This is a genomic window from Alteraurantiacibacter buctensis, from assembly GCF_009827655.1.
GTDB lineage: Bacteria > Pseudomonadota > Alphaproteobacteria > Sphingomonadales > Sphingomonadaceae > Alteraurantiacibacter > Alteraurantiacibacter buctensis.
This window is the reverse complement of sequence record NZ_WTYV01000016.1, coordinates 1-5,943: the sequence shown is the minus strand read 5'-3', so window position 1 is coordinate 5,943 and position 5,943 is coordinate 1. Positions and strand designations below refer to the sequence as shown.

The following is a 5,943-nucleotide window of genomic DNA, read 5'->3' as shown; positions in this document are numbered from 1 at the left end:
ACCGTGGCCCCGATCTGGCGGGCCTTGCGGATCTTGCGGGTGCGCTGATCGCGGTTGTCCCACCAGATGTCCTGGTATTCGAACCGCCACTTCTCGAAGTCGTCGAGCAGCGCCTGCCACTGGTCCAGGGTCAGGAAGTTCTTGCGTTTCTCCGCCCGCTTGGCCTTGGCCGCATCGTCGTTGCGCTTCTCGATCCGGGGGTTGAGATCACCCTCCTTTCCGGTGGTGCCGTACTTCCGGATCCGCGCCGTCCGCTCCATCTGCCGGGTCAGGAAGTCGACCCGCTTCATGTCCCCTTCGGTAAATGGTTCCTTGTCCAGGAGGGTGGCGATCTTCGCCTCGATCCGGTCCTCGATCACGTCAACCGGGGCTGCGGCATCCCACTTCTCGCGGCGCTTCCAGCTGGCCACGGTGTTATAATTGACGTCCAGCTCGCGGGCGATCTCGCGCAGCGGCCAGCCCTTCCAGTAATAGCTGCGCGCCATCCGCCGCTGCTGGATCTCGGCCAGCTGGGTTTCGTTGGGATCTGGCGGGGTGGCGCAGTGCATGGCCAAGCCATGCACCCTGCGCACCGGTCTCTGGCCATGCACTGACCCCGTAAGTTGCCGACTTACTGGCCAGCTGCGTTGCCAGCAGGCCCATTCTACACCTCTTGTCGGCCCTCAGACGCGGGGCACCTGGCCCCGGCCACCAAGACGGGAGCTGCCCCAGATGAAGACCAAGCCCTTCCTCCTCGCCACCGCCGGTTCCACCGTGGACGGCCGCGTGATCGATGAGAAGATGCTGCAGGAAATGGCCAGCAGCTACGATCCGAAGACCTATGCCGCGCGGCTCAACATCGAGCACATCCGGGGCATTTCCGGCCAGGCCCCGTTCCGCGCCTATGGCGACGTGCTCGAGCTTTCCACCCAGGAGGTGGAGGTGAACTTCAACGGCACCACCGAAAAGCGCCTGGGTCTCTACGGCGTGCTCGACGTGACCGAGGAAGCCAAGCAGCTCAACGCCGCCGGCCAGAAGGTCTATCCCTCGATCGAGATCGAGCCGAACTTCGGCGGCAAGGGCTTCGCCTACCTGATGGGTGCCGCGCTGACTGACAGCCCGGCCAGCATCGCCACCGAGCGTCTGGCCTTCAACCGCCAGCTGCCCGGCGTGATCAACCTGTCGCGTGGCGACGAAGGCCAGGGCAAGGATCCCACCGCGCTGGAATTTGCCGAGGCGGCAGACGACACCGCCGGCAAGTCGTTCCTCACCTCGCTGGAAGGCGTGCTGGGCAAGTTCTTCAAGCAGGAACCGGCCACTCCCCCGGCCAAGGTCGAGGACCTGAAGCCGCTGTTCACCGATCTGGCCCAGGCCTTTGCCACCTCGATCGAGGGCCTGCGCACCGAATTCCGCGGCGAGGCCGATGCCCAGGCCCTGCGCCTGAAGGCGCTGGAAACCAAGGTCGAAGGCACGCCCGACACCAAGCACACCCAGCGGCCCCAGGCTGCCGGTGCCAACGGCAAGTACGCCGTCACCGATTGCTGATCCGCCCTACCTGACAACAGCCCAACCCGCCCCCGCCTACTCGAACAAGGACAAGCCCCATGCGCAAGGAAACCCGCGCTCTCTTCAATGCCTACGTGTCGCAGATCGCGCTGCTCAACGGGCTCGAGGCTGGCGATGCCCAGACCAAGTTCGCCGTCAACCCGGTGGTGGAACAGAAGCTGGAAGAGAAGATCCAGCACTCCAGCGAGTTCCTCCAGGCCATCAACATGATGCCGGTCACCCAGCAGAAGGGTGATGTGCTCGGCCTGGGCGTCAGCCGCACGCTGGCGGGCCGCACGGACACCAGCGGCGCGGGCGTGCGCAACCCCACCGATCCCACCGACAGCGCCATCAAGCGCCAGTACACCTGCGAGCAGACCAACTTCGACTGGTCGCAGCGTTACGCTCTGCTCGATGCCTGGCGCCACCGCCCCGAATTCCAGACGCTGATGCGCGATTCGATCCTGCAGCAGCAGGGCCGTGACCGCATCATGATCGGGTGGAACGGCACCAGCGTGGCGGCCACCACCGACCGCGTGGCCAACCCGCTGCTGCAGGACGTCAACATTGGCTGGCTGCACAAGATCCGCACCCACGCCGCCGCCCAGGTGTTCAACGACGGCTCGCTGACGGTGAAGACCGATGGCACCAACAACGCCGCGCTGAAGGCGATCTACGTCAAGCCGGGTGTCGAGCTGTTCGATGCCAACGCGGCCTACAACGCCACCGGCGGCTCGGCCAGCGCCGACGCGGACTACTCCAGCCTCGATGCCCTGGTGCTCGATGCCAAGCGGCTGCTGCCCGAATGGCATCGCGGCGATACCGAGCTGGTGGTGATCGTCGGCCACGACCTGGTGGACGACAAGTACTTCACCATCGCCCAGGAAACCGGTGCCACCGCCACCGAGGTGGAAGCTACCGATCGCATCATCCGCTCCACCAAGCAGCTGGGCGGCCTGGAGGCGGTGCGCGTGCCCTTCTTCCCGGCCAACGCCATCCTGATCACCCGCCTCGATAACCTGTCGATCTACTGGCAGGAAGAAACCCGCCGCCGGATGCTGAAGGACGAGCCCGAGAAGGACCGCGTGGCCAACTACGAAAGCGTCAACGAGGCCTACGTGGTCGAGGATTACGAACTGACCGTGCTGGTCGAGAACATCGTGATCGGCGGCGCACCGGCCCGCCCGGCACCGTAATAACCGAGAGGCTGTGACGGCGGCGGCTGACATCCGGGTCGGCCGCCGCAAGAGCCGAGCAGCAGAGCGGGGAGGCCCCGATCGCAAGTCGGATCAGCCAGCGCCCGCGCCCGCCGCCGGATCGAGCGGGCACCACTTCACAAGGACCGCAGCCATGACTTTCAGCCCCGCTCTTCGCCACCGCCAGAAGGTCCTGGCCGCACTTGCGTCGGATGCCACGCGCCCCTTGGACAGCGCGCCCGCCGCGCCCACTGAAGGGGCCGCCGGTGCCGAATACGCCGCGCTGCTGGCCGTCCTGCACGAAGCCGTGCGCGGCCTGTCCGATATCGCCAGCCACGAGGCGCGGCAGCCGAAGAAGGCCGAGCTGGCCAAGGTCTTCGCTGACTGGATCGAAGGCGTGCTCGCCGCCGATCAGCCGGTGCAGGACGAGATCCTGATCGTGAACATGATCTGGGCGATCGACTATCGCGACTTCGACTATGCCCTGCGCCTGGCGGACTTCGCCCTGCGCCACGGCCTGGCCATGCCCGAGCGGTACAACCGCACCGTGGCCTGCTTCCTGGCCGAGGACGTGGCCGAGCTGGCCCTGAAGGAGTCCGGCGCGGTCAGCCACGATGTGCTGGTCAGGGTCCATGCCCTTACCGGCGCTGCCGACATGCCCGATCCGGCCAAGGCCAAGCTGATGAAGGCGCTTGGCCGCAGCTGGGTGGCCCGGGCGGATGACTTCAACCCGGCGGCGGACAACGCCCCTGCCGGCGGCGCGCAGGCTTACCTGGAACAGGCCCAGGAGTGTTTCACCCGCGCCCTCGCCCTCGACCAGAAGTCGGGCGTGAAGACCGATCTCAAGATGCTGGAAAAGCGGCTTGCACCCGCGCCGGCATCCTGACCAGCTCCGCCCCACGGCGCTCGGGGCGGGCGGTAAGACGGACGGCGGATGCCCCAAGCTCCGCTACACCTGGCTCACCTCACCCGCCCCGTAAAACTGATTGCCAGAGGTGCCCCGATGACCGGCCTTGTTGCTCCCGCCCCCACCGCCGATGCCGATGCGGCTGCCGTGGTGGCCGATGGCTGGTTCCCCCCGGTCCCGCTGGCATCCATCCGCGAAACGCTACGCCTGGGCGAGGGTGCGGTGACCACCGCCCGCCTGGTGGCCGCCACCGAAGGGGCCATGCTCACCTGTCTTCGCCTGCTGAGCGACTGGCGCAGTGCCCACGCCGGCAACGGGGTGGCCAGCCTGGCCGCCGTGACCGATCAGCAGGTCAACCAGGTCAACATGGCGGATCTGCTATGGCTGCGCGCCGTGCGCTACTTCGCCGCCGCCGAGCTGATGGACGGGCACCGCGATCTGGCCGCTACCCAGGAGGGCAGCGACCGCTCCGAGGCCAAGGATCAGACCGCTGATCATTACCGCCGCATCGCCAACCATGCCGTGGCCGATCTCCTCTCGATCGGCGCCGAGGAACGCGCGCCGCGCAACCGGGTGAGCCTGGTCTGATGGCCGGCCCTCAAGCAGCGAAGCGATAGGGCGATGTTGGCCACCGCCCGCGACGGCGAGACGCTGGACGAGATCTGCTGGCGCGTGCTCGGCCGCACCGCTGCCGTTACCGAGCAATCGCTGGAGCTCAATCCCGGCCTCGCCGATCTTGGCCCCCGCCTGCCCGGCGGAACCACTGTCCGGCTGCCCGATCCCCCTGCCGCTGCGCTGCCCATGCGCGAAACCGTGAGGCTGTGGGACTAATGGCCTCATGTAGCGTAGCGATAGGCCGAAAGGGTGAGCCCTGATGCGCAAGGCCCAATCCTTGCGCGCCGCGATCGCCGAGGCCCTGCCCGAATTCAGGGGTGAGCCCGATCGACTGCGGATCTGGGTGGAAGATGGCGCAGGCCGCTCGACCCAGAGCGACTTCCTGTCGTTCGGCTTCGCCTACCGCCTCAACGTGCTGTTGGAGGAAACGCGCAGCGATATCGCCCTGCTCGCCCTGGCCGTGTTCCGCTGGCTGCGCGTCAACCAGCCCGATCTGCTTCGGCCCGGGGCCGATGGCTTCCGCTTCGAAATTGACGTGCTGGACAGCAGCACCAGCGACATCCTGCTGCAGCTGGACCTGAAGGAAAGCGTCTCGGTCGCTCCAATTGATGGCGGCGGGTGGACACTGGACTATCTCGCAGAGCCCGATCCCCTGTGGAACGATTTCCTGGGCGCGGGCGACGTTGACCCGATCCCCGATCTGACCGGCCACCTGATCGACGAAGATCCGCAATGAGCTATGACAGCGAGGCCCTGGCTGGCTTCGATGCCTATTTCGGCAGGATCCTCGCCGGATTGTCGCCATCTCGCCGCCGCCGCGCCACCTTGAAGCTGGGCCAGGCCCTGCGCCGTGCGAACGTCGAGCGGATCGCCGCAAACGAGCAGCCAGACGGCACAGCGATGGAGCCGCGCAAGGCCCGCAAGGACCGGCGTGGCCGCCTGCGCAAGCGCGCTGGCGGCAGGATGTTCCGCAAGCTGCGCCAGGCTAAGAAGTGGCGCATCGATGCGCAGCCTGACAGCGTGGAGATCACTGCCACAGGCAACCAGCGCATTGCAGCCCAGCACCAGTTCGGTGAGGAAGGCGTGGTGGGCCAGGGCCCAGATGGCCGCCGCATCAAGCACCGCTATACCGCGCGCCGGCTGCTGGGATTCGGCCCGGGCGATGAGCGGGAGGCCTTGCGGGTTGCCGAGGAGATGCTTGGTCTCGATGGCTAGAAACCGCTTTCCGACTCCGGCACGCCCATGGCATTGAGTGCGCCTGCTGCGGGCAGCCACAAGGATCGGCGATGGGTCAGTTTCTGTGCGTGATCGATGAGAATAATCGGGAAGTTCCAGGCTCGCGCCGCAAGGTCGATTTTGTCGCCGATCCCGCGCACTTTCGCCAGACCTATGCCGCGCTGGAACGGTCTGCCGGGGAAGGCTGCTGGATCTATGACAGCCATGCAGACGGCCGCCGCCCCACCCTGTTGAGCAATCTTGCCCCTGCTTTCATCGTCGGCACGTTCTGGTTGGCCGTTGCTGCAATCACCGGCAACATGCTGATCGGGTAGATCAAGCACTCACCGTAAGCCCCGCACTTACGGGCCACCCGCCTTCCCCTCACGCGCGCGCGGCGCATGACGTAGGGCATGCCCGTGGCCTCCGACAGCTTCACTTCGGTCGATCTTTCGCGCCTGCCCGCGCCCAACGTGGTCGAGCAGC

General features: G+C 66.7%; 9 protein-coding genes. 8 read left to right on the top strand and 1 reads right to left on the bottom strand.

Annotated features, from left to right (window positions below):
* Window positions 1–548, bottom strand: a 548-nt coding sequence (locus tag GRI99_RS18305) for a terminase gpP N-terminus-related DNA-binding protein (RefSeq protein ID WP_202393187.1), incomplete at its 3' end; no start/stop codon positions are given.
* Between the two features lie 163 nt (window positions 549–711).
* On the opposite strand from GRI99_RS18305, the gene GRI99_RS18300 reads away from it, so the two are divergent.
* The 8 genes from GRI99_RS18300 to GRI99_RS18265 all read left to right on the top strand — a co-directional run bounded on the left by GRI99_RS18300 (window position 712) and on the right by GRI99_RS18265 (window position 5,792).
* On the top strand, window positions 712–1,524 hold the full coding sequence (locus GRI99_RS18300) for a GPO family capsid scaffolding protein (RefSeq protein WP_160773509.1): 813 nt from the start codon (window positions 712–714) through the stop codon (window positions 1,522–1,524).
* A 59-nt stretch (window positions 1,525–1,583) separates the two neighbouring features.
* Window positions 1,584–2,720 (top strand): phage major capsid protein, P2 family, encoded by a 1,137-nt coding sequence (locus GRI99_RS18295; protein WP_160773508.1) that lies wholly within the window; start codon window positions 1,584–1,586, stop codon window positions 2,718–2,720.
* A gap of 154 nt (window positions 2,721–2,874) precedes the next feature.
* A complete protein-coding gene (gpM, locus tag GRI99_RS18290) occupies window positions 2,875–3,606 on the top strand; it encodes a phage terminase small subunit (RefSeq protein ID WP_160773507.1) in 732 nt (243 codons plus the stop codon).
* Between the two features lie 117 nt (window positions 3,607–3,723).
* Window positions 3,724–4,215 (top strand): head completion/stabilization protein, encoded by a 492-nt coding sequence (locus GRI99_RS18285; protein ID WP_160773506.1) that lies wholly within the window; start codon window positions 3,724–3,726, stop codon window positions 4,213–4,215.
* A gap of 33 nt (window positions 4,216–4,248) precedes the next feature.
* Window positions 4,249–4,458, top strand: a complete 210-nt coding sequence (locus tag GRI99_RS18280) for a tail protein X (RefSeq protein ID WP_160773505.1) — start codon at window positions 4,249–4,251, stop codon at window positions 4,456–4,458.
* Between the two features lie 43 nt (window positions 4,459–4,501).
* Entirely contained in the window at window positions 4,502–4,978 is a 477-nt protein-coding gene (locus GRI99_RS18275) for a phage tail protein (RefSeq protein WP_160773504.1), read from the top strand.
* Window positions 4,975–5,457, top strand: a complete 483-nt coding sequence (locus tag GRI99_RS18270) for a phage virion morphogenesis protein (RefSeq protein ID WP_160773503.1) — start codon at window positions 4,975–4,977, stop codon at window positions 5,455–5,457. The genes GRI99_RS18275 and GRI99_RS18270 overlap by 4 nt, the downstream gene beginning before the upstream one ends.
* A 71-nt stretch (window positions 5,458–5,528) precedes the next feature.
* Entirely contained in the window at window positions 5,529–5,792 is a 264-nt protein-coding gene (locus GRI99_RS18265; protein ID WP_160773502.1) for a hypothetical protein, read from the top strand.
* Window positions 5,793–5,943: the final 151 nt, after the last annotated feature.

Excerpts from the sequence above, each read along its gene's own strand:
- GRI99_RS18300 (WP_160773509.1), top strand. The coding sequence starts at position 712 with ATGAAGACCAAGCCCTTCCTCCTCGCCACCGCCGGTTCCACCGTGGAC.
- GRI99_RS18295 (WP_160773508.1), top strand. The coding sequence starts at position 1,584 with ATGCGCAAGGAAACCCGCGCTCTCTTCAATGCCTACGTGTCGCAGATC.
- gpM (WP_160773507.1), top strand. The coding sequence starts at position 2,875 with ATGACTTTCAGCCCCGCTCTTCGCCACCGCCAGAAGGTCCTGGCCGCA.
- GRI99_RS18285 (WP_160773506.1), top strand. The coding sequence starts at position 3,724 with ATGACCGGCCTTGTTGCTCCCGCCCCCACCGCCGATGCCGATGCGGCT.
- GRI99_RS18280 (WP_160773505.1), top strand. The coding sequence starts at position 4,249 with ATGTTGGCCACCGCCCGCGACGGCGAGACGCTGGACGAGATCTGCTGG.
- GRI99_RS18275 (WP_160773504.1), top strand. The coding sequence starts at position 4,502 with ATGCGCAAGGCCCAATCCTTGCGCGCCGCGATCGCCGAGGCCCTGCCC.
- GRI99_RS18270 (WP_160773503.1), top strand. The coding sequence starts at position 4,975 with ATGAGCTATGACAGCGAGGCCCTGGCTGGCTTCGATGCCTATTTCGGC.
- GRI99_RS18265 (WP_160773502.1), top strand. The coding sequence starts at position 5,529 with ATGGGTCAGTTTCTGTGCGTGATCGATGAGAATAATCGGGAAGTTCCA.